This window comes from Exiguobacterium sp. s11, assembly GCF_018619015.1.
GTDB classification, from domain to species: domain Bacteria; phylum Bacillota; class Bacilli; order Exiguobacteriales; family Exiguobacteriaceae; genus Exiguobacterium_A; species Exiguobacterium_A indicum.
In genome coordinates, this window is sequence record NZ_JACSNF010000001.1 from 382,782 (window position 1) to 408,469 (window position 25,688).

The window sequence follows — 25,688 nt, forward strand, 5'->3', positions numbered from 1 at the left end:
ATGTTGCCAGAAAATCCAGACGATGTGATTTAGCCTGTTTGTTGCATTGCTTTTAAATATTGTCCAACGGCTTCTGCTACTTCACGACCTTCGCGAATCGCCCAGACGATCAGTGATTGACCACGTCTTGCGTCACCTGCGGCAAATACGCCTGGACGGTTCGTCGCGTAACGTGTCGTCTTGATTTTCCCACGTTCCGAGGCGACTGCTAAATGTTCGAGTACGTTCTCTTCGACACCACTGAATCCAATGGCAATCCAGACTTGATCGACTGGGAAGTAACGATCGCTCCCTTCGATCTCCTCAAAGATCACTGTACCCGATTCATTTTTTGTTTTCGTCGTTTGAATCGTCCAGACACCGGTGACTTGACCCGATTCACTTGTTGTGAATCGCTTGATCGCGATCAAGTATTCACGAGGATCCCGACCGAATTGTTGAAAAGCTTCTGCGTACCCATAATCGATGGAGTAGAGTGACGGTGTATCCGGCCACATGTTTCCTGTTGCACGTGTCGTACCCGGTTGTTCATGTTTACCGAATTGGACGACGGAGCGACAGCGTTGACGGAGTGCTGTTGCCACACAGTCCGCTCCTGTATCGCCTCCACCGATGACGAGAATATCTTTATCTTTCGCATCGTGATCAGCAGACAACGGTTCTTGCGAGAGCACGTGACGTGTCACCCCTGTCAAATAATCCATCGCATAACCAACTCCACGCGTTGGCGCATCCGTTAATTTTCGTGGTTCCGTCGCGCCGACACATAAGATAACGGCGTCATACTCCGCTTCAAGTGTCTCGAGAGTGATATCTGCACCGATCGTGACGTTCGTCCGGAAGTGGATCCCTTCCGCTTCAAGCAAATCAACACGGCGCTGTACGACCTCTTTATCAAGTTTCATGGCTGGTATACCGTACGTGAGTAATCCGCCAATCCGATCTTCCCGCTCGTAGACCGTCACTTGGTGACCGGCTTGATTCAGCTGATCGGCAGCCGCAAGACCGGCAGGACCTGATCCAACGATGGCAATCGAACGTGTCGATCGTATTGATGGAATTCGGGGCACGACCCATCCTTTTTCGAAGCCAATGTCGATGATCGTCCGTTCGATATCTTTGATCGCGACCGCAGGTTCATGAATCGACAACGTACACGATCCTTCACATGGCGCTGGGCAGACACGACCCGTGAATTCCGGGAAATTGTTCGTCTCAAGAAGGCGATCGAGTGCCTCTTGAAAACGTCCTTCTTCTACGAGCAAGTTCCATTCTGGAATCAAGTTATAGACTGGACAACCAATCTTCACTTGATCAAATACTTCCCCTACATGGCAAAACGGGGTGCCACAATCCATACATCGACTTGCTTGTTGACTCGCTTCCGCTTCCGTCAAAGCCGTCTTATATTCCTTAAAATCACCCACCCGTTCGCTTGGATGTCGTTCCGTTCCACCCGAACGAGCAACTGTCATGAATTGATCGCGTCGTTTCATCGTACTCCTCCTGTTCTGCGCCCTAGATGTGTCTCAAATGCGAGCAACATCGCTTCTTCGGTGTTGTGTCCTTGTTTAGCGAAATCAGCCATCAACGTCGTCACTTTCTCATACGTCGAAGGAATGACGCGGATGAACGAATGAATGACATGATCCCAGTTCGCTAGAATCGCATCTCCCTGCTCACTTCCAGTCCGTGCGACGTGACGTTCGATGAACGTCTTCAGTCGCGCAATCTCTTCGACATGTGTTACAGGTCCCGTCGAAACGAGTTCGCGGTTGACACGTTGTAAAAATTGTTCAGGATGACGCGGCAAGACATAGGCGACACCACCTGACATACCGGCAGCAAAGTTTTTTCCGACATCGCCAAGTACTACGACGGATCCACCGGTCATATACTCGAGTCCATGGTTGCCGATTCCTTCGACGACGGCAACGGCTCCACTGTTTCGAACCGCAAATCGCTCACCTGCCTGACCGTTGACATAAAGTTCTCCACTTGTCGCCCCGTAAAGTGCGACATTACCAATAATCGATTGATCGGACGAGACGAACGAAATCGAACGTGGAGGATGAACGGCGATGATACCCCCGGACAATCCTTTCCCGACGTAATCATTTGCTTCTCCCGTGACATCAAGTGTTACACCACGTGGTAAATAAGCGCCTAAACTTTGTCCGGCAGATCCATTCAGTTCGAGTTTCAATCGATCCGTCGGCAGACCAAGGGCCCCAAACCGTCTTGTCAGCATGGCACCGGTCTGTGTTCCGATCGCACGGTCTGTATTTTGAATCGTTAAACGTAATGTCTGAGGCTGACTGAAATCTGCCTTCTCCAAATACGGCGATATTTCACGCGCGTCAAAGGAACGCTCGACATGATGCTGTTGTTGTTCAGCCGGACCGTGTGTCACATGGACGAGGAGACGCGAAAAATCAAGACTCTTCGCTTTCCAATGCGTCCGTTGTCGCTCCGATGGTTCGAGTAAATCCGTCCGCCCTACGAGATCTTGCAGCCGTCTTACACCGAGTTTCGCTAAATGTTCTCGTACTTCCTCAGCGATGAACGTCATGAAATGGACGACGTCATCGGCAGATCCCGTGAATTTCTTACGGAGCTCTGGATCTTGCGTCGCGACACCAACAGGACACGTATCGAGATGACAAGCACGCATCATGATACATCCGACGGCGATGAGCGGAGCTGTCGCAAACCCATACTCATTCGCTCCGAGCATCGCGGCAAGGATGACATCGCGACCAGTCAAAAGCTTTCCGTCGGTTTCAAGGACGACACGCTCGCGCAACCCGTTTAATGTCAACGTTTGGTGCGTCTCAGCAAGACCAAGCTCCCATGGCAGTCCGGCATGTTGAATACTCGTCTTCGGCGAGGCACCCGTGCCGCCGTCATGACCACTGATGACGATGACGTCCGCAAGCCCCTTCGCAACTCCAGCCGCGATCGTTCCAACGCCACCTTTTGCGACAAGTTTGACGCTAATCCGGGCTTGATCGTTGGCACGTTTTAAGTCATGAATTAACTGGGCCAAATCTTCAATCGAATAGATATCGTGATGTGGTGGTGGGGAAATCAATCCAACACCCGGTGTCGATGCACGCACCCGTGCGATCCACGGATAGACTTTTTCACCAGGCAATTGACCACCTTCTCCGGGCTTCGCACCTTGTGCCACCTTGATTTGTAATTCGTCCGCGTGAACGAGGTAATGACTTGTCACCCCAAAACGACCAGAGGCGATTTGCTTGATTCGGCTCATCCGGAAGTCACCATTTTCATCCCGTTCGTATCGTTCCTCCTCTTCACCGCCTTCACCACTATTACTCTTACCACCTAAGCGGTTCATCGCGATCGCAAGCGTCTCGTGCGCTTCTTTTGATAACGAGCCGTATGACATCGCACCCGTCTTGAAGTATTTGACGATTTCGCTGACAGGCTCAACTTCTTCAATTGGGATCGCCGTCGTCTCCTTGAACGTCAACAGATGTCGTAGCACCGTTGCCGGTTCCTCCTGAATGCGTTGAGCGTACTTTTGATAGAGCCGGTAATCATTCGTCCGGCATGCGTGTTGCAACAAATGAATCGTTGCTGGGTTAAAGGCATGATGTTCTCCAGCTTGACGGTACCGGAAGACACTGCCGGACTCTAAATGAATCCGTTCATCTGCAATCTGTTGTGCTCGTCGGACTTCTTCTTCCATCAGTTCAAGCGTCATCCCGCTCAATTGAGAGACCGTACCCGTGAAATGCTGGTCAATGACGGTGCGGTCGATTCCGACTGCTTCAAAGATTTGCGCACCACGGTAGCTGAAGACCGTCGAAATGCCCATCTTCGACATGACTTTGACGACGCCTTCCGTGACTGCTTTTTGGTAACGTTTGTCGACATCCGTAAAACGATCCCCTACCGCTTCTTCAAGCGTCGCATATGCCAGGTACGGATAAATCGCATCCGCACCATATCCGAGCAACGTTGCGACATGGTGGACTTCACGAATCTCTCCCCCTTCAACGATCAAGCTGAGATTTGTACGTAATCCCTTGCGAATCAGCGCATGATGAATCGCACTCGTCACTAAGAGGATTGGCATCGGCAAGGTGCCGGGGCGTACGAGACGATCCGATAATGTCAATAATTCATACCCGTTTCGTGCAGCGGTCACAGCCTCATCAACGATCATGTCGAGTGCTTCTGCAAGCGAGTCGGTGAACGTCGTCGAAATCGTTTTTTGCTTAAGTCCACTTTGTTTAAGCGCATGGGCTTCGTCTGGTCGCAGAATCGGGGTCTCTAAGCGAACACGACGACAGTTCGCGCGGTTCGGCGTCAGCAGTTCCCCTTGTCGACCAAGCCATGTCAGCGTCGAGGTGACGATCTCTTCGCGTAACGCGTCAATTGGTGGATTCGTGACTTGTGCGAACAGTTGCTTGAAATATCGGAACAAGGATTGAGGACGTTCACTTAAGACCGCTAGCGGTATATCCGTCCCCATCGCACCTAACGGATCCTTTTGTTCTTCGACGAGCGGGATCAAGTATTGATCGATATCTTCACGGGTATATCCGAAGTGTCGTTGTTTCGTTCCAAGTTCAACAAGTGTCTCCTTGAAGTCGTTACTTGAAAGGGAAACGACTTCTTGCGCGAGCCACTCCGCGTAGGGGTGCCGTGTCGCTAGTTCCCGTTTGATCTCTTCATCTGCGATCAACTGACCGGACGCAAAGTCGAGTAAAAGCAGTTCACCCGGTGCTAATCGTTTTTTGTACAGAATGTCTTGTTCACGAAGAGGGAGTACTCCTGCTTCTGACGACAACATGAAGTGACCATCGCGCAACAATACATATCGCGCTGGACGTAAACCGTTTCGGTCAAGCGTCGCACCAATCTGCTTTCCGTTCGTAAAGACGATCGCAGACGGACCATCCCATGGCTCCATCATGCTACTGTGGTACTCATAATACGCGCGCTTCGCTGGTCTGATCTCAGCATGTTCGAATGGTTCCGGTACGAGCATCAGTGCTGTCTCAGCGAGCGAGAGTCCGGACAGATGAAGAAACTCAAACGCATTATCAAGCATCGACGAGTCGCTACCTGTCTCATCTAGAATCGGTAACACTTCCTCTGCCCGATTACCATATGTCGTCTCGGCAAGTCGACGTTCTCGACCGCGCATCGCACGAATATTTCCTTGCAACGTATTGATTTCGCCGTTGTGAATCAAATAACGGTTTGGATGGGCACGTTTCCAACTTGGGAACGTATTCGTACTAAAACGCGAATGCACAATACCAAATCCAGACTGATAGCGCTCGTCTTGTAAGTCATCGAAGTACGCACGCAATTGATCCGTCGTCACGAGTCCTTTGTAAACGATCGTTTCACTCGAGCTACTCAGGACGTATTGTTCAAGACCGAGTTGCTCCGATTCACGTTCAAATGCGCGACGAATCAAAAAGAGTGTTCGTTCAAATGTCAATCCTTCCATCGCCTTTGCACCAATGAAACATTGACGAATGACTGGCTCTGTGCGGCGAGCACCCGACCCAAGCACTTCGGACTGGACGGGTACGGTTCGCCATCCTAAGACGTCTTGTCCTTCCGTCAAAATGATTGACTCTAACGTTCGTTCGAGTCGCATCCGTTCCCGTTCCTCACGTGGTAAGAACATCATGAAAACGCCATAATCCCCTTTTTTAGGGAAGGAAATGTGGCGAATCGTTTCACGAAACAAACGATCTGGTAATTGTGTTAAAATACCCGCTCCGTCTCCCGTCTTCGCATCGCTTCCTTGTCCACCACGATGTTCCATTTGACAAAGCATGGCCAATGCATGTTCAACGATTTCATGACTCGCTCGTCCTGTTTGATGTGCGTAAACCCCGATCCCGCACGCATCATGTTCCATACGAGGGTCGTATAATCCCTGCTGTTCAGGGTACTGATGAAATGTCATGGTAGCACTCTCCTTGCCTTCTTAATTTTCTGTATATTCAGTTAAATTATACTTTACACTCTTTTATGTTTATTCGCTACTATGCATAATCACCATTTTATTTAACCTTTAAAGATAGAAATACCATATATCAACATTGATAACGCTTACACAAACATGGATATTCATTCAATATTTTTTTTAGTTGAATTCTACACTTTGTGCGCGTATTACTTTGCCCGAACATAAGATTCCGTGGTATTTTTAACTATGAAAAGAGTTATTGATCATGGAAGTAGAGAGAGGAATAATACGATGAAAAAAACAATGCAATTTACGGGTCTCTTGATCGCAGGAAGCTCGATCTTATTAAGCGCATGTGGTCAGCAAGAGGAGAAGGCAACCGCATATGACAAGATTCAAAAAGATGGCACAATTGTTGTCGCGACGGCTGGTACACTTTTCCCGACATCTTACCATGAAGAGAAAAACAATAAGTTGACTGGATTTGATGTCGAAGTCGTCAAAGAAGTAGCAAAGCGTCTTGACTTGAAAGTGAAATTCAAAGAGATGTCATTCGACGGTATGTTGACAAGCGTCAATACAGGTCAAGTCGATCTCGCTGCTAACGACATTACGATCACCGATGATCGTAAAGAAAAATTCGCGTTCTCAAAACCATATAAATATACGTATGGTACGGCAATCGTCCGTAAAAGTGATTTATCAGGCATCAAGTCTCTTGAAGACTTGAAAGGTAAAAAAGCTGCCGGAGAAGCTACAACGACATATATGCAGATTGCTAAAAAATACGGTGCAAAAGAAGTCACGTACGATAACGCGACGAACGATCAGTATCTACGAGATGTCTCAAATGGTCGAACAGACGTCATCTTGAATGATTACTACTTGCAAACACTCGCTGTCGATTTCTTCAAGGACTTCGATATTACGATTCACCCTGATATCGCTTATAATCCAAGTCAGGTTGGTTTAATCATGGATTTAGATAACAAGGAACTTCAATCCAACATTAACGAACAACTCGATAAAATGAAGGAAGATGGCACATTAAAGGAAATTTCGAAGCAATTCTATGCTGGAAAAGATGTCTCTCAAATGCCTGACGTCAAAACGACGATCGTCGATGTGAATTAACGATGTCTTCGATTGATTGGCGGTCCGTCTTCAATCCGGAATTGGCGGTTGAATCGTTTCCTTATATTTTGAGTGGACTGGGACAGACGCTATGGATTTCCTTGCTCAGCATGGCCATTGGTCTTGGAATTGGTTTGCTCCTTGCCCTTTGTCGTCTGTCTAGGCTTCGACTTTTACGTATCGGAGCGAGCGCCTACATCTCGTTCATGCGAGGTGTTCCGATTCTCGTGTTGCTGTTCATGTTGTATTTCGGACTGCCGATCATCAATATTCAACTGGACGCGTTAACAGCAGCAATTACCGGTTTTAGTTTGAATAGTGCTGCGTACATGGCAGAGATCATTCGTTCTTCCTTACTATCGATTGATCGTGGTCAGGAAGAAGCGGCAGCTTCGCTTGGTTTATCGCGATATCGAACGTTCGTTGGTATTATTTTGCCACAAGCGATCCGAATCGCCATCCCACCGCTTTCAAACGTCTTGCTTGATCTCGTCAAAGCCTCGTCGCTTGCTGCCATGATTACTGTCCCTGAAATATTTCAAAAGGCAAAAATCGTTGGTGGGCGTGAATTTGATTATATGACCGTTTACTTTGTCGTTGCGTTCATTTACTGGGGAATTTGTTCCTGTATCGCAGTAATCCAAGAGATTCTCGAGCGTCGTTTTGCACGGTATCTCTGATTCATTATTTCGCAAACTGTTATACAAACAGGCGATGGACATGGTCCATCGCCTGTTTGCTTTTTAAATTTTTACTGATTGGTTACCCTTCCCGATACATCGCTAAAAAATGTTCGAGTTGCCGCGGTTGTAGCGGTCGATGGAAGAGGTAGCCTTGCAACGTATGACATCCTAACCGCTCGAGCAACGCTGCCTCTTCTTCTAGTTCGATTCCTTCTGCGACGATTGTCATATCTAATCGCTTTCCTAACTGAATGATCGTCTCGATCATCGCTCGCTTTTTCTCTGAATGAATGGCTTCTTGAACGATTTCTTTTGGAATCTTCAATTGATCGAATGGTAACTCCACTAATGGTTGCATGGATGAGAAGCCCGTTCCGAAGTCATCGAGCGCAATCCGAATCCCATATAAATGGAGTGCATTTAATGTCTCGATGATTTGCTCAGTTCCTTCGATGAAGATGTGTTCTGTCATTTCGATTTCGAGTAATGATGGAGGAAAGCCTGACTGTTTTAAGATTGCTAATACACGCTCCGTAAAATCGGGTTGGCGCAGTTCCCACGGCGAGACATTCACGGAAATCGTTAAAGGTTCCTTTCCCTCTTCCAACCATGCTTTTCCTTGGAAACAGGCTTGACGCATGACCCAACCTCCGAGAGTCTCAATGAAACGTGTCCTTTCCGCAAGTGGAATGAACTCAATTGGCGGAACAAGACCATATTCCGGATGATTCCAACGAATCAATGCTTCGACTCCTGTAATTTGACGCGTTTTTGCATTGACTTGAGGTTGAAATAAAATAAAAAAGTCGCGATCCAACTCTGCATCGTATAAGTCGCGTGTTAACTGAAGCGCCCGTTTTCGTTCATTTTGTGTCGCCAAATCTGTAATCGCATACGTATTTTTACGATTGGATTTAGCAGTGAACAAGGCAATCTCCGCATCATTGATGACATGGTCCGTCGTTTCGTCATTCATATAGGAAACACCAATACTTGCAGTGACGTTAATCTGTTTAAAGTCGATTTGGACGCGTTCTGATACACTCGATAAAATATCGTCACAAAGGCTTCGTGCGTCGTAATGGCTTGGTGCATGCAGTAAAAAGGCACTTCCGCTTGCTTTCGCAATCGTACAATCCGGAAAGCGATTCATCAATCGACGACCAATGATGTGCAAAGTGCGATCACCTGTCCGGTAACCAAAAGCATCATTGACGGTTTTAAAATCATCCAGATCAACCAGACAAATCATATCGCCTTCTCGCTTTTTCTTATCCACTTCAATGACAAAAGAAGAACGGTTCGACAAACCTGTCACGGGATCCGTAAATGCTTGTTCCTGTAGACGGGCTAAGTAGTCAATATTGCGTTCAAGACGAGTAACATATTGATTATGAATCAGTAAACTAATGATCGTCGCAATCAAGATGAGTCCGATGCGCGCGATGTGATCGGATGCAAACATCGAAGTATTTTCAAGTGACGGGGTTTGATACCAAATATAAAGAAGAGAAACCGTCGTGATGCTTGTTGCATATAGTAGCATCGTCCGGTTGATGACGACTAAGGACGCTAAAATGAAAAGAAGGGCACATGCCCAAACCGTCTGGACTCCCCGATCGATGAATGGATAATAAATATAAGGAATCAATAAAAAAATACTCGACATCATATGAGGTTTTAAACGCTCTGACAACGAACTTTTACCGATGAAATATTGCACGATTCCAGCACTTGCAATGACAAGTGCACGTGTCCAATCCTCCCCGTTCAGACCAGAACGACTAAATACGTTGGCAACGATATATAAAACGGCACCACAACTCGTCAATACAAAAATGATCATCCCGAACAATTGATAATTTGCTCGAATCTCTCGATGATATTGCAGACTATTGGAAGAACGTCGCTGTGTATTCACCGCCATCCCCTCTTTCTAGTTCCTGTCGTTTATTTTTCCTTATCAGAACCGAAATAAAACCTGAATTTTCTAAAAATAATAAAATATTGGGAAGTCATGATTTTAAGTAGAATGGGAATAGAGAGGTATAGAAAGGAGTAATGATTATGTCACATTTACTATTCATCGAAGCGAACGATAGCACACATCAAAAAAAAGGCATTAGCTCTGAATTGAACGATGCCTTTTTGAACGCGTATCGTGAAACACATCCGGATGATACAGTTACGGTTTTAAATTTATTTGAAGAACGTCTTCCCTTCTTCGATTTGAAACTGGCGAGCGCGGCAGGTCGCCTCTTTAAAGGCGAGGAATTAACTGGAGAGGATGCGACACATGCACAGCGACTTCAGGAGTATTTAAACGGTTTCTTAGATGCCGATAAGGTCGTCTTCTCATTTCCGATGTGGAACTTGACGGTTCCGGCACCGCTGCACAATTATATGGATTACCTTGCTCAAGCTGGTCAAACATTTCGTTATACGGCCGAAGGTTCGATTGGACTTGTTGAAGACAAACAAGTCCTGTTGATTCATTCACGCGGTGGTGATTACTCGACAAAAGAGAAAGCACCAAGTGAACACGCTGTTCGCTACATGTTAGACTTATTAGCATTTTTCGGAATTGATGATGTATCGACAGTCATTTTAGAAGGGCATCAACAATACCCCGATCGTGCATCTGAATTGATTGAACAGGCACTTCTTGCATGTAAAAAGACAGGTGAACGATTCTAAATACGAAATAAAACAAATGAACTATTTTTTTCAAGTAAGATTTTTTCATGAACAGGTAGATTAAAGGTACGGAATAATGAGTACGCCATTGTAAAGTCTTTTTGGATGTCAGAGGGGTTACGATTCAAAATTTTTTTGAAGTAACCTCTTTGATAATATAGTTGACCTAAAAGTTGACCATCTTCAATTTGCAAGCTCTCTTGAATGCCTTGTTTAGTAATCTCTAATCCAAGTTGATTTCGATTTTGTTCAGATAGTTGTTTTGCATAGTTATAAAGAATCTTAATACGAACTTTTTTCAGTTCAATTGTGTCATAGTTAAACCGAAGCAATTCTTGAAAGCTATTTTCTGCTGAATCAAAATCCTCATGCTCAATAAAAGAAATCGCGATTGCCATATGAATTCTTAAATAAAGCGTTGGAGATTTGAATTGTAATGACGTATGCATCAATAATTGTTTAAATTCACCAATGGTTTCAAGATAAGTTCTAAAATTTCGTTTTTCATGAATGATAATTTCATAATACATTGCTAAAAATTTTATCTCATCGTAGTCTATTTTGTTTTTTATATCATCAATAATCATGCAGGCTTCTTCAAATTGATTACCTTGTAACAACCTTAACAACTGTTGATCATAAGATGTATACATATCACTTCGAAGATGATCTTCAAACAACATCGACAGCGGTACCTTAAGACGTTTTGCAACTTGTTGTAACCAATCAATTGTTGGTGAATTTTTACCATTTTCTACTTTACTAATTTCGGCTTGACTACATATTCCCTTACATAATTCAGCTTGAGTCATATTTTTCTCTTTTCGAATCCGTTTAATTTCATATCCTATTGATGAAGATAAATGACTCATACGATCTCCTCCTTCATCTATTTTAAAGTTCAAAGTATAAAAAATCACGTTTACCATTTAATACTAGTTCGGCGTGATTTCTATTGTCTAACGCGTGAAATATGGTATACGCGTGAGTAAATGCTTCTTGAATGTCCTTACGTGGATAATCTAACTTTTCATAAAAACAACCTCGTTGATAAAAAAAATGACCTAACAATGACGTATCTTTTCTTTCTAGAGATGATTGAATGCCTTTTTCTGTTATCTTCAGTCCCGTTTCAAAATCTGATTGAAAGTACAGTTGCTGCGCATAGTTATACATAATTTTAGATTTTAGTTTTATCAAATCATATGTCATATAATCATACTCTAATAATTCTTCATATATTTTTCGCGCATATTGATATTGGTGATTTAAATAATAATAGTTTGCGACAGACATTTTAATTCTTAAGAAAATAGATGGGTATTCGATTTCCATTTGTTCTTGATCTGATAAGTAAAGTAATTGAGAAATACAAGTACGGTAGTCAATATCTTTTTTACCCTCACGAGCTACCCACTCAAAATAACGAATTAATAATTGAACAGAAGAAGGTAAATCATTTGGTGTTTGTTTAATGAAATCAAGCATGTCATCATAACGATGTCGTCTAGAAAAGTCAGACAATTGTCTATCAAATTGATGAAATAGACTGGTCTCATTCGCATCAATGAAGAGATGAGCCGTTGAAGTATGGAGCTTTTGGGATAACCGTTGAACAATATCTATCGTCGGCATGATTTTTCCATTTTCGATTTTACTCAATTCCGCTTGGCTACATACATCTCTTGCTAATTCTGTTTGCGTTAAATTTCTTTCGACACGTAGTTGTTTAATATGTTGACCAAATGCTTCGATTTCCAAAATTTCTGCTCCTTTCTTGTAGTTTCATTTTCACTTAACAGCGTGTTTATTATTTGATTAAGTATACGGAGAAATCAGTTTATGATTCCGAAAAATTTTTCTTAACAGATAAAGAAGATTGCTAATTTTATGCACTCTAAAAACAAGATATAGTATAAGATTTCGCATTGGGACAAGCCTATATAGGAATACTTTTAAGTCTACTCAAAAGTAAATAATAAGTGTTCCTCTTTTAGATCAACAACTTTTTGTTTAGTCGATTTAAGCTCTAATGCATGCAATAATGTATACGCAACTGTATATGTTTTTTGAAATGAATCTATTCCTACCGCTTCTTGATAGTTACCTAATTGAAAATACAAATGCCCTAAAAGAAAAGTTTGCTGATGAAGTAAACATAATTCAATTCCTTTTTGAATATATATTTTTGATTCTTCAAACAGATCTTGATACAAAAGGATTTGGGCATGATTAAAATAAATTTTGATTAAAGAGGTGACATATAATGAGCTATTAAGACTCTCTAACAAAATTTCGATATCCAAATAAGAATTCGTCGTTAAATGGAATAGCTTATGTTCAGCATATAAATTGGCAATCGCGGTTTTGATTCGAATGAACAAAGTGACTGATTCGTTTTGAACATCCCGTTCAATTAGAAGGTTATTTAATAGGAAAGTCGCGGTCCTAAAATCATACTGATCCTGTTTCAAGTCGACGATGATTCGAAAATATGCATTTAATATGACTAACTCAATATTTTCATTATTATTGTGCTTAGAAATGTATCTCTTGATCTGCTCATACTTTTCATCTCGAAGTAGCGCTGAAACAGTCTGATCAAAGCGTTCCATTTCTTCGTTTTCTTGAAGTTCTTCGAATAAAAGTGCAATTGGAACTTTTAATCGAGTGGCAATTTGCTTCATTAAATCTACAGTGGGTGAATTCAAACCATTTTCAATTTTACTAATCTCAGCTTGGCTACAAATACCATTACACAGTTCGTTTTGTGTCATCTGCTTTTCAATACGCAACTGTTTTATTTTTGTACCAATCGATGAAGTTAGTGAATTCATCTTCATCATTTTTCACTCACTTTCATCTATTGGGAATAGCAATAGTTCTGCTAAATGCACTTCAAGAATTTTTTGATAAGCATGATTATTTGTTGCAATAAAAAAGGAATAGGCAATGGTATATGCCTCTCTAATATCATTATTTGCAGCATGTAATGATTCTAAAAAGAACCCTTTTTGATAATAAAAGTGACCAAGATATGTTAAATCTTGTAGTCTTTTTGTCTCTTCAATTACTTGTTCAACTTCTTGCAATCCTTCTTCAAATCGCTTTAGTCTATACAAATTTCTTAAATAATTGTACATGATTTTCATTTTAATTTTTTTATATTCACAGGTCTGATATGGCATTTTTAATAAATCTTCATAAATTTGGTGAGAGTGCGCATATTCCTTATTATTCGTATAGAGAACAGCAATTGCCATTTGAATTCGAATATAAAGAAGAGACGACTGTTCCATGATTTTCTTTTGCGCAACTAATTGAAGTAAGGATGTAATGCATGAACGAAAATCAATATTTCCTCTTTCATATTCAAGCAGGACTTGATAATAATGAATAAAAATTCTAATTTCAAATATGGTTGTAGAGTTAGAATATTGAACTAACTCTGCTGACATTTCCCCATACGTTTTTTCTCTAAAATGCCGTAACATTTTTTGGTCAATTTCGTTCAACTTTTGCGAGACCTGTTCATCCGCAAAAAATAAAGAAATAGGTATTCGTAGTTTTCTAGAAATTTGTTGTAATAAATCGATTGTTGGAATGTTTCTTCCATTCTCGATTTTACTAATCTCAGCTTGACTACAAATATCCTCACACAGTTCCTTTTGAGTCATCCGTTTTTCTAATCGTAACATCTTAATTTTTTTACCAATTGATGAAGTTGGTAAATCTATCATTTTTTGTTCACTCACTTTCATTAATCGGAAATAAGAGGTGATCAGAAAAATAGGTTTCAAGGATTTTTAGATAAGAGTGATTCTGAGTAGCAATGAAAAAAGAATAAGCGGTCGTATACGCTTCTTTTGTTTCTGATTCAGATGCTTTTAACGCCTCTAATAAGATTCCTTTTTGAAAGTAAAACTGTCCGAGATACGTTAAATCCTGCAATTGTTTTGTCTCTTCGATGACCTTCTCAACTTCCTGCAACCCTTTTTCGAATCGTTCAAACTCTACTAAATTACGTATGAAATTATACATGATCTTCATTCGAATTTTTTTATATTCTCTTGTTTGATAAGGTAAGTCTAATAGTTCTTTATAGATTTGATGGGCACGACTATATTCTTCGTGGTTCGTATACAGAACAGCAATTACCATCTGAATTCGTGTATAAAGAAGAAATGATTTGTCTTTGATCTGTTCCTGTCTGACAACTTGTAATAAAGAGGCGATACATGTCCGAAAATCAATATTTCCTCTTTCATAGTCTAGTAATTCTTGATGGTAGCGAATTAAAATTTGAGTTTCAACCGCATTATTGACGTTCTCATATTTTGCTAAGTCTTTTCCCATATCTGAGTACGTTTTTTCACGCAAATGCCGAATCATTCGTTGGTCAATTTCATTTAATTTTTGTGAGACGATCTCATCTTCAAAAAACAATGAAATCGGGATGCGAAGCCTTCGACAAATCTGCTGCAACAAATCAATCGTCGGGGAATTTCGACCATTTTCGATTTTACTGATTTCAGCCTGACTACAAATTCCTTCACAAAGTGCTTTTTGTGTCATTCCTTGTTTTTTTCGTTCTTGCTTGATCTTATCACCAACAGATTGAATGACTGGATGCATGTAAGTCACTCCTCAAATCAAAAATATCGAACTCATGAAAAAAGTCTTCCGTTTCAAGTATATATCACTTGAGACGGAAGACGTGTCTATGCTTCCGGCGAGAATCGAACTCGCACTGCAGCATTACCATTGCTGAGGTCTGCCATTAACCTACGGAAGCTTGCAAAACCTGATTCTAGTATAACTTATAGAAAAAGACAAAACAAGAAGTCGATGCTTTTTCAGATCAACTTCTTGTCACTCATTTACAATGTAGTTTTCGTTAGCGAGTTATCATAAACGACTAAAACTGAATAATGTTCATCCGCTTTAGACGCAACGAATGTTGAAAATTTTAATGTAATGATGGCGTTCGATCCGACCCCATTATTTTCAAAAAAGTCATTTAGTCTTTCCTCTAATTCTTCAGGCGATCGCCCGACGACTAATTTAGAATGTAACATGATCATCACTCCGTTCCGTTATGGTAGGTTCGAGTTTAGTAATTTCCTTATCGAATAAAAGTTAAACCTTTATTTTTTCGACTTGCCCCACTCTCTCCCTATCCGCTATGGTGAAATGGAGTCATTCAATTATTAAAGAACAGGAGTGAAGTCTGATGGAACAAATCAATTTCGATGAAACGATCGAGAAACGAAATACAGGATCCGTCAAGTGGGACGGGCTCCCTTCGCTGTATGGATCAGATGAGCTGATTCCGATGTGGGTTGCCGACATGGACGTCCGTCCACCACACCATTTGACAGAACGATTGACAAGACGTGCTGCTACAGGTCATTTCGGTTACTCGATGTTTGAAGACGAAGCAAAACGAGCGATTCAGCATTGGTTTCAAAAGCGGTATGACGTATCAATCACTACTGATTCCATTCTTTATTCAAGCGGTGTCGTTCCTGGACTTGCGCATACTGTCCTAGCATTGACTGAACCAAGTGATGAAATCATCATCCAAACACCGGTCTATCCTCCATTTCATCAAATCATTCAGTCTAATCAACGACAACTCATTGAAAGTCCGCTTCTTTTAGACGGTGAGACGTACCAGACCGACTTTCCACTTCTCGAACGACAAATGCGAACAGCACGTATGATGATTCTCTGTAGCCCGCATAATCCAAGCGGTAAAGTCTATCCGAGAGAAGAATTACAACAAATCGTCGAACTCGCAAAGCAACATGATGTTTATCTTGTATCCGACGAGATTCATGCGGACCTTGTCTATACAGGTTCCGTGCACACGCCTATTCTTGGTTTGGATTATGAAAAACTCATTTTAGTGAGTGCACCATCCAAAACGTTCAATATTCCGGGTCTCTATGCGTCTTATCTGATCGTACCTGACATCTCGATTCGTCAACAGATTGATCGTATCCAGCAACGTCATTTCGTTCACCCGAATGCATTAGCTTCAACTGCTATTACAGCAGCGTATGGTGATGTTGCGAGTGAGCAATGGCTTTCACAATTACTTATATATTTAGAGGGAAATCGTGACCATGCTATTCGTCGGATTCGCCAAGAGATGCCAAAATTAGACGTTGTCATTCCAGAATCAACTTTCCTGTTGTGGATCGACTTCAAAGCACTCAAACTAGATAGTAAAACACGAGCAGATTGGCTCGTCAAGGAAGCAAAAATCGCTCTAACACATGGTTCTTCGTTCGGATCTGGCGGAGAAACATTTGAACGGTTAAATATCGGGTGTCCTCGTGTACAATTAGATCAGGCATTAGACCGTTTAAGCTCCGCATACCAACAGTTTTGGGCCAATTAACATGACACGAATGATCCTAATTTATTAGGGTCATTTATTTTTCATTTAATTATTCCGAACATTCGAACTAGTAGAACTTCAACAGGGACTAAAACCGTCCCAATCCCTTAAGGCACTAGGCGTGGCGGCACTTTTCATGAATTTGAAGTGACTTGCAAAGTCGTTTTATCCCCTGTAAGGTGGGGGAACATATCATTTGGCGAATGAGTCAATACATGCTTGATCGCTGAAAAAAACTATTGCATTTGGAGGATTTAACTTTATGACGCAAGAATGGATTTCAATCATCCTGTATCTTGTTCTCATGTTGGCAATCGGTTATTTTGCCTACAAGCGAACGACGAATACAGAAGATTACATGTTAGGCGGACGCGATCTCGGTCCAGGTGTCACAGCACTCTCTGCTGGTGCATCGGATATGAGTGGATGGATGCTCATGGGACTTCCCGGCGCCATGTACGCGACAGGTGTTTCAGCACTCTGGCTCGCACTCGGATTATTGATTGGATGTTACGTAAACTATTTAGTACTCGCACCACGTTTTCGACTTTATACGGAAATGGCGAACGACTCGATTACGATCCCTGATTTCTTAGAGAATCGTTTTGAAGACAAATCACGTGTGCTTCGTACTGTATCAGCACTCGTCATCATCATCTTCTTCACGTTCTACACATCAGCTGGAATCGTCTCAGGTGGAAAATTATTTGTCAGCTCATTCGGATTTGATTACCACTATGGTATGCTCTTGACGATTGCGGTCGTAATCGCCTACACGTTATTCGGCGGTTTTCTCGCAGTTAGTTGGACCGACTTCGTCCAGGGCTGTATCATGTTCATCGCACTCGTGCTTGTTCCTGTCGTCGCATTGACAGACGTCGGCGGAGTCGATGGTGCCTACAACTACGCTGAAAAATTAGACCCTTCGTTGTTTGATCCACTTAAAGGAACAACAGTTCTTGGAATCATCGGATTCCTTGCCTGGGGACTTGGTTACTTCGGTCAACCACACATCATCGTCCGTTTCATGGCGATTCGCTCAGTCAAGGATTTAAAAAGCGCCCGTCGTATCGGGATCGGATGGATGTTCATCTCGATTCTTGGTGCGATGATGACAGGACTCGTCGGAATCGCCTATTTCGAAGGTCAAGGCAACGGACTTGGCGACCCGGAAACGGTCTTTATCCGCTTCTCTGATGTACTGTTCCACCCTTATATCACTGGGTTCTTGATGGCTGCGATTCTTGCAGCAATCATGTCGACGATTTCATCACAGTTGCTCGTTACTTCGAGTGCATTGACAGAAGATTTTTATAAAACGTTCTTGAAAAAGGATGCAACGGATAAACAACTCGTCTTTACTGGTCGAATCTCTGTGCTTCTCGTAGCAATCGTTGCAAGTGTACTCGCTTGGAATCCGTCAGCGACGATTCTTGCACTTGTCGGTTATGCATGGGCTGGATTCGGTTCTGCCTTTGGTCCGATCATCTTGCTTTCTCTCTACTGGAAACGGATGACGAAACAAGGTGCACTGGCTGGTATCATCTCAGGTGCCTTGACTGTCATCATCTGGGTTCAATTCGGACTTAGTACGACACTTTACGAAATGGTACCTGGATTCTTCACAAGCTTGATCTTTACGGTCGTTGTCAGCTTGATGACGAAACAACCGGTCAATGCCGTTCAGGAAACGTTTGAAGAGATGGAAGACGAATTAAAAGACGCTGTTCAATAATCAGCGAATAACGAGTAAGACCTCTGCCGTATGATTGGCAGAGGTCTTTTTTTGATCTACAGTTCAATCACGCCATAATGCAACTTCGACGTCTTCCGCTTTGTTCGTTCGAACCCAAACCGTTCAAACAATGGACTCTCATAATGTGCTTTTAACACGATGCGCTGACGTGCCACACGCTTCGCCTCCACCATCGCTTCCACAGATAAGGCTTCATAATTCGCAAGCGTTCGTAAAGCATCGAGATGCGTCGATTCTTCGACGGTCTGTTCGAACATAGGATCAAAGTAGATGACATCAAAGGAATTATCCGGACATTCTTTCAAATAGGCGAGATGGTGTTTGACTCTCACTTCGATTCGTCGCATCGCTTGATTGATCGGTTCGTAGGATTCTTCCCACCGTTTTAATCCGTTCTTAACGACAAATGCTGTCTCAACCCGACTTTCTAAGCCGGTAATCTGACCTCGCTCTCCGATGGCATGACTCATGACGATGGCATCTGCTCCAAGACCAAGTGTGCAGTCAAGCACACGCATCCCTTCCGATAAGCGTCCACTCGCAACGAGAGGGTCGCCTCCTCCTGCATCAATTTGTTTGATGCGAAACACCGCACTTGAAGGATGGAAAAAGAACGATGTCGTCTCACCTAGTGGATATAAATCAAGCCGTTGTTTATCGACGACAAGCACCGGTAATCCTGTCTCCTGTTGCAAGTGTTCTATGCTTTTTTTCTGACGCACGACGTAGATAAAATGTATCGTCTCATCCGCTAACAACTGCTTCACACGATGATGCACGTCGTCAGTCGGACGAAGACATGTCGTCAGTCCAATGGTTGGTTTCATAATGTGTTCCTCCACAAAAAAATAAGCTAGCCGGAGCTAGCTCATTTCTTTTTCTTCAATAATCCTTCGATATCTTCAATCAATGCTTTTTTCGAAATCAGGTCTTCTTGCTTTTCCTGTTCGACTTTTGCATCGACCGTCGTCCGCTTCATGAGTGCCTGAAGCGTCTCATCGATGCTTGACTTCAAATGATCGCGGTCTTCTTTATTAAGGGAAAGATCATGTTGAACTTCATCCCCTTGTTCATCTAATTGGCGTAAGCGTTCCGTCAATTGTTTCGCTTCACGATTCAAGTCCGAATACAATCGTTCGATTTGCTCTAGACGCAATTTGATTCCGTCACGTTCTGTGAACACGTTTTCCAGCCCCTTCCAGTATGCAGTTGTCTATATCATTACTTTACCATATTCCGAGGTAATTAAAACAATCACAAGATGATTACAGAATGACTTTTTTTAGATTTCTTCCTGCGGATCGATTCCAGTTAATTTTTGCAATTGCACGGAGGGTATCGCTATAATGTAAACGAAGCATCAATTGGGATGAGGGAGGATTTTGTGATGGAATTGAGACGTCGAACATTACGTCATGTCGATCAAGCTGAGTACGATCATTTCTTGAAGTATGGCGAGCAAGCATATGGACTGACTCCGCAAGAAATCAAAGGGTATGACCATGAGCTTGGAGAAGAGCGGGCTTTTGATTCCGTCGAGCACAGTTATCCTGAAGATTATTACTTTGATATCGTTGAAGCGGATACGATCGTGGGGCGGGTTCTGCTCTTAAAAATGGGTCATTACTTCCAACTCGACTTCATGGTGTTTGATCCCTATACGCGTCGGGGTCTAGCTACTCAAGCAGTTGCTGAAGCATTGACGTATTCTGGGGTACTAGATCGTCACGAAGTACGCGCGCGTGTCCTTGAACAATCACCACACGCTTCGTTTGCAAAACGCATTTTGGAAGCGAATGATTTTACGTCGACAGAGAACTATTACGTCAAAGGAAGACGTCGCCGGTACTCTCTGCAACGAATGGGCTAAAGACCGTCCGAAAGACCATGAAACTCATGGTCTTTTTTTAATGCCCCTCGTCGCTTCGTCACCTTTGACAGTTGATGAATTTCAGCGTACAATTTTCATCTGTATGAACAGAAAGGAGTACATCTCATGAACGAATGGTTATGGATCCCTTCCATTTTTTTAACGATGGGATTATTGATTTTCAGTTATTATTTATTTGGTAAGACAGGATTGTTGATGTGGATTGCCATCGCAACAATCATTGCAAACATCCAAGTCACACAAACCGTCGATATTTTTGGTTTCGTCTTTACGTTAGGGAACGTCGTGTATGGCAGTTGTTATCTAGCGACAGATATCCTCAATGAAAAATACGGAAAACAGGTCGCTCGTAAAGGCGTCTATATGGGGTTCTTCTCCCTGATCACGACGACCGTCCTCATGCAGTTCAGTCTCTTGTATACACCACTTGCTGATAAGGCTGCACTCGAAACATCCGATTCCTTGCATTTATTGTTTGGACTTTTACCATGGATTGCTGTCGGTAGTCTTGCCGCTTATCTTGTCTCGCAACTATTCGATGTCTTTATTTATTCAAAAATCCGTCAGAAGACAGGCGAACGTAAGCTTTGGTTACGGACGACAGGGTCAACCGTATTAAGTCAATTGCTTGATACGTTGACGTTTTGTGCGATTGCCTTTCACGATATGCCCTTCTCCATCTGGTGGCAAATCTTCATTACGACGTATCTCGCGAAATTCGTCGTCGCTTGGTTCGCGACACCATTCATGTATTTAGCAAAACGTATCCATCCGACGAAACAATCGACAGACGCTGCTGCATGACCAAAAAAAAACTAGAAGACTTGACGAAATTGTCGGATAATGGGATTGGAGGTGCCTACATGAAAATCAAACGCAATGAACCGTTTCGATATACGCTGAAGACTCCTATAATTGGTGAATTTTACTTGCTCAAAGATGAACAGCGTACACCGAAAGGGTTGATGAAGATTCATAATATCTCACCGAACGGACTAGCAATCAGCACAGAACTAAAACTTCCACTCCTCAAATCAATGAAAATCGTCGTTGAATTCTCATTGATTGAAGGACAAGTGCCACTATGCATCGAAGGGTTTTTATTGCATGAGAAGCCTTCCGGTCCTGGGCGGTTGTACGGTATCCATCTCAATTCGACAACAACTGATCGTGAAAAAATCATTTCACAAGTGAAACAGATCGCGAAATCAGAACGATCCCTTCTTAATGATTAAAATGGCATTGCCCCTACATATGTAAGGGCAATGCCATTTTTTATCGAAACAATTTATGCGTCAAACGTACGGAAGACGACGGCCTCATAAGGTCGAAGTGTGAGTTCGTCGGTAACAACGGACCCATCATAGTTTCCGATGACCCGATCTGACGTATCATGCGTAGACGGAATATTCACATCATGATCCGCAAACGAACAGTAGATATACCATGTCTCCCCTTCAAGCGTTCGTGAGTAGGCGTATACTTCTGGATGATCTTCGAGTAAGAGTTCATAGCGACCATAGACGACGAGCTCATGGTCATGTCGTAGACGAATCAACTGTTGATAGTAATAAAAGATGGATTGCTCATCTGCAAGCGCCTGTTCGACGTTGATTTCCGGATAGTTCGGATTGACCTTCAACCATGGTGTTCCCGTTGAGAAACCAGCGTTCTCCGACGCATCCCACTGCATCGGTGTCCGCGCATTGTCGCGTCCTTTGATATGGATGGAACGTAGTAGTTCAGCCGGTGATGCCCCTTGTTCCGTACGTTCTTTCCACATGTTCCGAATTTCGATATCTTCATAGTCCGCGATGTCTTCAAAAGCGACGTTCGTCATGCCGATTTCCTCGCCTTGATAGATATATGGCGTCCCTTTTAACAAATGCAACAATGTAGCAAGCATCTTAGCTGACTCGACGCGGTACGTCGTGTCATTTCCGAATCGACTGACGACGCGGGGTTGATCGTGGTTGTTCCAATAGAGCGAGTTCCACCCCGTCTCATGTAAGGCCGTCTGCCATTTGGTGAAGTTTTGCTTGAGTTTGAGTAAATCAAACGGAATGACGTCCCATTTCCCGTTCGGACCTGAATCAAGATCCATATGTTCGAACGTAAAGACCATGTTGACCTCTTTACGTGCCGGATCCGTGTAAAGAATGGCATCATCCGTCGTCGCTCCTGGCATCTCACCGACTGTCAGGACATCGTATTTACCGAAGGAAGCTTCGTTCATCTCGTGTAAAAACTCATGGACACGTGGTCCGTTGATATAATGTTCTCCACCATCTCCATACAGTGCTCCTGGATGGACCGTCGCATCTGGTAAGCCAGGTGTCTTCGAAATCAAGTTGATGACGTCCATTCGGAAACCATCAATCCCTCGATCCAACCAGCGACGAATCATCCCGTACACATCGTGACGCATCTGCTCATTTTCCCAGTTCAAGTCAGGCTGCTTCTTCGAGAATAAGTGAAGATAGTATTCATTCGTTGTTTCATCATATTCCCAGGCAGGTCCAGAGAAAATCGACCCCCAGTTGTTTGGTAGAGAACCGTCTGGATTTGCCGGGCGCCACATATAATAATCCCGATATGGATTGTCCTTGCTTTGACGCGATTCCGCGAACCACTGATGTTCATCTGACGAATGATTGATGACAAGGTCCATGACGATTTTGATATCTCGTGCATGTGCCTCATCTAGAAGACGATCAAAATCATCCATCGTCCCGAATTCCTTCATGATGGCTTCATAATCACGAATATCATAGCCATTATCGTCATTCGGTGAATCATAGACAGGACTTAGCCAAATGACGTCGATACCAAGTGTCTTCAAATAATCCAACTTTTCGATGATTCCGTTCAAGTCACCGATTCCATCCCCATTCGAATCATTATAACTACGTGGGTAAATTTGATAAACGACACTATCATGCCACCATTTACGTTCCATCCTCAACACTCTCCTCTTTTATGTACGTAACGTGCTACATATTGAGCAAACGATTGCATCAATTTGTAAAAGCGCTTTCAATTCTCACAACGTCATCTTAACATGTCCATAAGAGGTGCTCAAGCAAGAACCTTAACATATTTGATATCATGAAATATGAAATACAAGTGTTTACTACATCCAAGATGATGGGAAAGAAAGGTATGAGAAAGGAGTGTGGACAAATGTATCGTCGATATTTGCTCTTCCTTGTCTGGGCGATTGCTATTGTCTTCATCTTATTATTTGGAAATAATCGTGTCTTTCCAGAAGGTTTCTTGATGTCGTTTTTACGTTTCGACCAAAGTCAATTTGATACATCCGCGTTAAGTTTATTTGCCTTACTCGGTATTTATCCGTTCGCTTTCTTTTTACTATTTCTAGATGAGAAACGATTCATGCGCCCGGGACCGCTCGTCGCAAGTATTGGATCGTTCTTCTTAGGTGCCTTCGTGTTGATGCCTTATGTCGCCCTCGCTATTCCAAGGAAAACGTTTCTTCCTTTTCGTCGTCGCGGGTGGATTCCTACCGTCGTCGCCTTACTTAGCGTAGTGACGACATTATTGCTTTGGATTGCTCTTGCTCGGTCTGATTGGAGTATATTCCGCATCTACTTTGAGACCAATCAATTCGTTCGAACGATGACCGTCGATTTGTTATTATTCTACATTCTGCAAGTCTATCTGCTCCGGCGCATTCGTGTTCGGAATGCACAATCACTAGATTGGCAAGACGTGATTCCGCTCTTTGGCTTATTCCGTTATCTATTCGCAAGACATTTACCGACATCCTCAAAATCTTAATTTATGGTACAATGAAATTTGGATTTTTCGAAAAGGAGATGTCATCCGATGGAACAATATCATGCACTTTGCGAACACATTTTGGAACACGGAACAAAAAAGGAAGACCGGACGGGAACGGGAACACTCAGCGTGTTTGGTCACCAAATGCGCTTCTCCCTTCAAGATGGTTTCCCTCTCATTACGACGAAAAAGTTACATATGAAGTCGATCATCCATGAGTTGATTTGGTTCATCTCGGGTGATACGAATATTCGTTATCTACAGGAAAATGGTGTGCGGATTTGGAACGAATGGGCCGATGAGAACGGAAATCTAGGTCCTGTTTACGGGGCACAATGGCGCTCTTTTCCACGTCCAGATGGCACGACGGTCGATCAGCTAGCACAAGTCATTGAACAGATTAAGACGAATCCGGATTCTCGTCGTTTGATCGTCAGTGCTTGGAATCCTGGACAAGTCGATGAGATGGCTTTACCACCTTGTCATCTCTTGTTCCAATTTTATGTCGCTGACGGAAAACTATCATGCCAATTGTATCAACGTTCAGCTGATGTTTTCCTAGGCGTACCATTTAATATTGCATCTTATGCGTTACTGACACATATGATTGCTCATGTGTGTGGACTTGAGGTTGGTGACTTCGTTCATACGCTCGGTGACGCTCATATCTATTCAAATCATATTGAACAAGTTAAACTTCAGTTGACGCGTACCCCGAAAAAATTACCGACGCTGCGCTTCGCTCGAACAGTCGATCGTATTGAAGACTTCCGCTTCGAAGACATCATCATTGAAGGCTATGATCCTGATCCGCACATTAAAGGTGTGGTAGCCGTATGATCACACATATCGTAGCGTTTACAAAAAATCATGTCATCGGTCGTGACAATGCGATGCCTTGGCACCTTCCAGCTGATTTAGCTCACTTCAAGCGTACGACGATTAGCAAACCGATCATCATGGGACGAAAGACGTTCGAATCCATCGGACGACCGTTGCCCGGTCGAGAGAACATCGTCATTACGCGCGATCAGACGTTTGCAGCCGAAGGTGTAACGGTATGGCATGATCTATCTGCTTTGCAACCATACGTCGATTCAGAAGAAGAAGTCTTTTTGATTGGTGGTGGAGAGTTGTTTGCTCAAACGCTTCCTCTTGCTCGCCGCCTGTATGTCACTGAAATTGATACGGTTCTTTCTGGAGATGTACATTATCCTGAAATCCCATCTTCATTTCAGATTACTTCCGAAACACATTATGATGCGGTCGAGGGAAACGATTATCCGTTCATCATTCGTCGATATGATCAGTAACTAAAAAACAGCCACATTGCTCCGTATGATGGA

At 43.0% G+C, this 25,688-nt stretch carries 22 protein-coding genes and 1 tRNA gene; 11 read left to right on the forward strand and 12 right to left on the reverse strand.

The features are described from left to right. Positions 1-29: 29 nt before the first annotated feature. Positions 30-1,496: a glutamate synthase subunit beta gene (locus KNQ12_RS02340; RefSeq protein WP_214746153.1), complete on the reverse strand. Its 1,467-nt coding sequence runs from the start codon at positions 1,494-1,496 to the stop codon at positions 30-32. Next, the gene (gene gltB, locus KNQ12_RS02345; RefSeq protein ID WP_214746156.1) at positions 1,493-5,965 is read right to left on the reverse strand and encodes a glutamate synthase large subunit; all 4,473 of its coding nucleotides are present in this window, start codon (positions 5,963-5,965) and stop codon (positions 1,493-1,495) included. The genes KNQ12_RS02340 and gltB overlap by 4 nt, the downstream gene beginning before the upstream one ends. Before the next feature lie 294 nt (positions 5,966-6,259). On the opposite strand from gltB, the gene KNQ12_RS02350 reads away from it, so the two are divergent. Then, positions 6,260-7,102 (forward strand): transporter substrate-binding domain-containing protein, encoded by an 843-nt coding sequence (locus tag KNQ12_RS02350; RefSeq protein ID WP_023468566.1) that lies wholly within the window; start codon positions 6,260-6,262, stop codon positions 7,100-7,102. Between the two features lie 2 nt (positions 7,103-7,104). After that, positions 7,105-7,782, forward strand: a complete 678-nt coding sequence (locus tag KNQ12_RS02355; RefSeq protein ID WP_214746159.1) for an amino acid ABC transporter permease — start codon at positions 7,105-7,107, stop codon at positions 7,780-7,782. Between the two features lie 82 nt (positions 7,783-7,864). Here KNQ12_RS02355 and KNQ12_RS02360 read toward each other — a convergent pair whose 3' ends face one another. After that, a complete protein-coding gene (locus tag KNQ12_RS02360; RefSeq protein ID WP_483297635.1) occupies positions 7,865-9,706 on the reverse strand; it encodes a putative bifunctional diguanylate cyclase/phosphodiesterase in 1,842 nt (613 codons plus the stop codon). A 146-nt stretch (positions 9,707-9,852) separates the two neighbouring features. Here KNQ12_RS02360 and KNQ12_RS02365 point away from each other — a divergent pair, with 146 nt between their 5' ends. Further along, positions 9,853-10,482, forward strand: coding sequence for an FMN-dependent NADH-azoreductase (locus KNQ12_RS02365; protein WP_214746165.1), 630 nt, complete (start codon positions 9,853-9,855; stop codon positions 10,480-10,482). Here the strand turns inward: KNQ12_RS02365 and KNQ12_RS02370 are convergent. From KNQ12_RS02370 to KNQ12_RS02395, 6 genes are all read right to left on the reverse strand, one after another. Beyond that, complete coding sequence (locus KNQ12_RS02370) at positions 10,479-11,354, reverse strand: helix-turn-helix domain-containing protein (protein ID WP_214746167.1); 876 nt, start codon at positions 11,352-11,354, stop codon at positions 10,479-10,481. The two genes, KNQ12_RS02365 and KNQ12_RS02370, sit on opposite strands and share 4 nt — an antisense overlap. Positions 11,355-11,376: 22 nt before the next feature. Next, positions 11,377-12,243: a helix-turn-helix domain-containing protein gene (locus tag KNQ12_RS02375; RefSeq protein ID WP_214746169.1), complete on the reverse strand. Its 867-nt coding sequence runs from the start codon at positions 12,241-12,243 to the stop codon at positions 11,377-11,379. A gap of 200 nt (positions 12,244-12,443) precedes the next feature. Beyond that, positions 12,444-13,319, reverse strand: coding sequence for a helix-turn-helix domain-containing protein (locus KNQ12_RS02380; RefSeq protein WP_214746171.1), 876 nt, complete (start codon positions 13,317-13,319; stop codon positions 12,444-12,446). 12 nt (positions 13,320-13,331) lie between these two features. Beyond that, complete coding sequence (locus tag KNQ12_RS02385) at positions 13,332-14,243, reverse strand: helix-turn-helix domain-containing protein (RefSeq protein WP_081637370.1); 912 nt, start codon at positions 14,241-14,243, stop codon at positions 13,332-13,334. Next, positions 14,230-15,117 (reverse strand): helix-turn-helix domain-containing protein, encoded by an 888-nt coding sequence (locus tag KNQ12_RS02390; protein WP_285222518.1) that lies wholly within the window; start codon positions 15,115-15,117, stop codon positions 14,230-14,232. The genes KNQ12_RS02385 and KNQ12_RS02390 overlap by 14 nt, the downstream gene beginning before the upstream one ends. Before the next feature lie 89 nt (positions 15,118-15,206). Next, positions 15,207-15,277, reverse strand: a tRNA-Thr gene (locus KNQ12_RS02395). Between the two features lie 438 nt (positions 15,278-15,715). On the opposite strand from KNQ12_RS02395, the gene KNQ12_RS02400 reads away from it, so the two are divergent. After that, positions 15,716-16,891 carry a MalY/PatB family protein gene (locus KNQ12_RS02400; protein WP_214746175.1) on the forward strand — a complete coding sequence of 392 codons (1,176 nt, stop codon included), beginning with the start codon at positions 15,716-15,718 and terminating at the stop codon, positions 16,889-16,891. A 262-nt stretch (positions 16,892-17,153) separates the two neighbouring features. Next, positions 17,154-18,626 carry a sodium/proline symporter PutP gene (gene putP / locus KNQ12_RS02405; protein WP_214746177.1) on the forward strand — a complete coding sequence of 491 codons (1,473 nt, stop codon included), beginning with the start codon at positions 17,154-17,156 and terminating at the stop codon, positions 18,624-18,626. A 56-nt stretch (positions 18,627-18,682) separates the two neighbouring features. Here putP and KNQ12_RS02410 read toward each other — a convergent pair whose 3' ends face one another. Both KNQ12_RS02410 and KNQ12_RS02415 read right to left on the reverse strand, forming a co-directional pair. Then, positions 18,683-19,474, reverse strand: a complete 792-nt coding sequence (locus KNQ12_RS02410) for a class I SAM-dependent methyltransferase (protein ID WP_214746179.1) — start codon at positions 19,472-19,474, stop codon at positions 18,683-18,685. 41 nt (positions 19,475-19,515) lie between these two features. After that, a complete protein-coding gene (locus KNQ12_RS02415; RefSeq protein ID WP_023468579.1) occupies positions 19,516-19,830 on the reverse strand; it encodes a hypothetical protein in 315 nt (104 codons plus the stop codon). A gap of 204 nt (positions 19,831-20,034) precedes the next feature. On the opposite strand from KNQ12_RS02415, the gene KNQ12_RS02420 reads away from it, so the two are divergent. The 3 genes from KNQ12_RS02420 (at position 20,035) to KNQ12_RS02430 (ending at position 21,773) form a co-directional block, all read left to right on the forward strand. Then, the gene (locus tag KNQ12_RS02420; RefSeq protein WP_064299696.1) at positions 20,035-20,517 is read left to right on the forward strand and encodes a GNAT family N-acetyltransferase; all 483 of its coding nucleotides are present in this window, start codon (positions 20,035-20,037) and stop codon (positions 20,515-20,517) included. Positions 20,518-20,643: 126 nt separating this feature from the next. Next, complete coding sequence (locus KNQ12_RS02425; RefSeq protein WP_029341956.1) at positions 20,644-21,342, forward strand: queuosine precursor transporter; 699 nt, start codon at positions 20,644-20,646, stop codon at positions 21,340-21,342. After that, complete coding sequence (locus KNQ12_RS02430) at positions 21,339-21,773, forward strand: PilZ domain-containing protein (RefSeq protein ID WP_251055697.1); 435 nt, start codon at positions 21,339-21,341, stop codon at positions 21,771-21,773. The genes KNQ12_RS02425 and KNQ12_RS02430 overlap by 4 nt, the downstream gene beginning before the upstream one ends. A gap of 53 nt (positions 21,774-21,826) precedes the next feature. Here the strand turns inward: KNQ12_RS02430 and KNQ12_RS02435 are convergent, their stop codons facing one another. Continuing rightward, on the reverse strand, positions 21,827-23,497 hold the full coding sequence (locus KNQ12_RS02435) for a glycoside hydrolase family 13 protein (protein WP_214746181.1): 1,671 nt from the start codon (positions 23,495-23,497) through the stop codon (positions 21,827-21,829). Positions 23,498-23,721: 224 nt separating this feature from the next. Between KNQ12_RS02435 and KNQ12_RS02440 the strand changes: the two genes are divergently transcribed. The 3 genes from KNQ12_RS02440 to KNQ12_RS02450 are packed head-to-tail and all read left to right on the forward strand — an operon-like array spanning position 23,722 to position 25,655. Further along, entirely contained in the window at positions 23,722-24,339 is a 618-nt protein-coding gene (locus KNQ12_RS02440; RefSeq protein WP_214746183.1) for a hypothetical protein, read from the forward strand. 48 nt (positions 24,340-24,387) lie between these two features. Then, a complete protein-coding gene (locus KNQ12_RS02445) occupies positions 24,388-25,182 on the forward strand; it encodes a thymidylate synthase (protein WP_214746185.1) in 795 nt (264 codons plus the stop codon). Then, a complete protein-coding gene (locus KNQ12_RS02450; protein WP_214746187.1) occupies positions 25,179-25,655 on the forward strand; it encodes a dihydrofolate reductase in 477 nt (158 codons plus the stop codon). The genes KNQ12_RS02445 and KNQ12_RS02450 overlap by 4 nt, the downstream gene beginning before the upstream one ends. Positions 25,656-25,688 lie beyond the last annotated feature (33 nt).